Consider the following 2340-nt stretch of genomic DNA (forward strand, 5'->3'; position numbering starts at 1 on the left):
AAAATATGCAAAAAAACAAAATGAACAAGTTTACTTCATTGTAGATGCAAATTTGAGAAGGTATTGGATAAAAAAGTTACAAAATAAAGAAATTAATACAGATATTTTACCTGATATTGTTCCAGAGGTGTTAAAGGTTCCAAATTTAAATATTATTAGAATAAATACAGGTTTTGATGTACCAAGTTACGGTGTAATAGAATGTGATGATGCTCTAGATAGCATTGGCTTATATGCAGATCAAAAAGGGATGTATTATAGCACTGGTGAATATTCACTTAATTGTAGTGGGATTTTTCAGCGATATATACTTGAAATTCTACCATTAGGTGTAAAACCTGTAGAAAGGGATTATATCGCTAAAATGATACATTACATGTGCTGTAATTCTAGTATGCTTTCGAAAAAGAATGTACACATGACATATTCCATGCATATGGAAAAGGTAATAAAGAGTTATATTACTGACATAGATGCAAGAGAGTTTAAAGAATTTGATGATGAATTGGATGTAGATGTAGTAAAAGTAGAAAAGAAAGATTCAATTATTCTACTTTAAATACTAGTAAACAAATCCTGCTCGTTATATCGATCAGGATTTGTCATTTTTTCATGTAAATAAGGATATCCTTTGTCAAGTATCTTTTCGTTTACATATTTACTTTATGTGCAGACAGGATTAATATGTTTTTTAGAAATACAAAAACTATTTCATATGGAAAAACGATTTTTATTAATTGAAAAAATTTGAAAGGAATGGGGAATTGTGAAGAAATTAGATGTGCTCTTAATGCTACTGAGCGGCCTCTTTCCAATTGCAGGACTTACAAAGCAAATCCCTCTAGAACAATCTATATATATTGGAGGGCTTTTATTTTTTACTAGTTTCGGTAGTTATTTTGCTAAAAAGATGTATTCACGTATATGCAGTTGGATAGCGTATGCGCCATTTATAACATTACTGTTAGTTATTTGGCATCAAGATATTTCAACAAGCTCAATCATAGCAAATGCGAAAATTGCTGCATGTGTCGCGTTAATTCCATGTTTATTCCGTTTTCGTACATATGGACTTACTTTGGGCTTATTCTCATTATGGGCCGCTTTACTATGGGATATAAAAGAAGTACAGTCGTTAGTCATACTTGAACGCATAACGAGTTTAATGACAAGCCATTATGTATATATATTACTATTAATTGGAGGACTTGTAATAGGAGGATTACTTGCGATGTTCATTCACCGCAAAGAGAAAGATAATAATAAAGAAAATATAAATCTACTTGGACCAAAAAAGAAACGCAAAAGATTATCATTTAAGATTCGTCTTCCAAGATTACCGAAATTAAAGATGAAACTATTTAAGTTTGGTGGGAAAGAATCTAAAAGTAAAATGCCAGAAAAAATCCATGAATATAAGTACGAAGAACCAGTTGCAACATATGAAATGACAGAGAAAATAGATCCATACAAAGAAAATGCAGTTCAAGGTCAAACAAGGATGGAACGCCGAAGAAATAGGTATAATGCATAATGAAGTTTAATAACCCCGTAATGACTTATCTTAATATTGATAAATCATTACGGTTTTTTTATGTAATGAAATGAAGGTTGCTATTGCGGAGGGGAATAGCATATTTTATAGATAGGAACTAAAATAAGGGGAGGATAAAATGCTTATCATTACATATATATCTGCTTGCATATTATTTTTAGTTAGCTTTTTACATGTATATTGGGCTTTCGGAGGTAATTGGGGGACAAATAGTGTTATTCCAACTAAATCAGGGGAAAAGGCGTTTACACCTCGCGCCGGAATGACATTGTTCATTGCATTATTATTAAGTATGGCAGCAATAATTTTGTTGCAACAAGCAAATATTGTTCATTTTGCAGTTCCTAATGTTATTATTCAAGTCGGTTCCTGGATTTGTATGATTGTCTTTTCTATTAGAGTGATTGGTGAGTTTAACTATTTTGGTATCTTTAAACGACAAAAAGATACGCACTTTGCAAGAATGGATACCGGTTTATATATTCCACTTTGTGCATTTTTATCTTTATCTTTCTTATTAGCAATAATTTTGTGAGTGAATAATAGTAGTTTCTTTTCTCAACATATATGTAAACGTGAGAAATCTAAGAGTAAATAAAAAGGATGTAAGCGCCTTCTTGTCGAAATGTAAATTATTATGAAAGGCGGTGACACTATGAAGTATGTAAAAGTTAGTATGAATGGTGGAAGTGAACATAAATTCTCAATGACTTTAGATCGGTTTAAAGAACTTATTACTACAGAGAATGGGATATTAGAAAATAAATTAGTATGTATTGAAAATG

The 2340-nt window shown here is 30.9% G+C and carries 3 protein-coding genes; all 3 read left to right on the forward strand.

The genetic code is table 11. The features are described from left to right. A partial coding sequence (locus ACQGSG_RS28385; RefSeq protein WP_426948650.1) for an RNaseH domain-containing protein occupies positions 1–559 on the forward strand: 559 nt, incomplete at its 5' end. Positions 560–766: 207 nt separating this feature from the next. Then, positions 767–1534 (forward strand): DUF3959 family protein, encoded by a 768-nt coding sequence (locus ACQGSG_RS28390; RefSeq protein WP_000732183.1) that lies wholly within the window; start codon positions 767–769, stop codon positions 1532–1534. A gap of 139 nt (positions 1535–1673) precedes the next feature. Next, on the forward strand, positions 1674–2090 hold the full coding sequence (locus ACQGSG_RS28395) for a DUF3995 domain-containing protein (protein WP_000905571.1): 417 nt from the start codon (positions 1674–1676) through the stop codon (positions 2088–2090). The last annotated feature ends 250 nt before the right edge of the window (positions 2091–2340 follow it).

This window comes from Bacillus sp. GMa5/1 (assembly GCF_050172015.1).
In the GTDB taxonomy this organism is placed as follows: domain Bacteria; phylum Bacillota; class Bacilli; order Bacillales; family Bacillaceae_G; genus Bacillus_A; species Bacillus_A cereus.

Coding starts and splice junctions, on each gene's coding strand:
- ACQGSG_RS28395 (WP_000905571.1), top strand. CDS start 1,674: ATGCTTATCATTACATATATATCTGCTTGCATATTATTTTTAGTTAGC.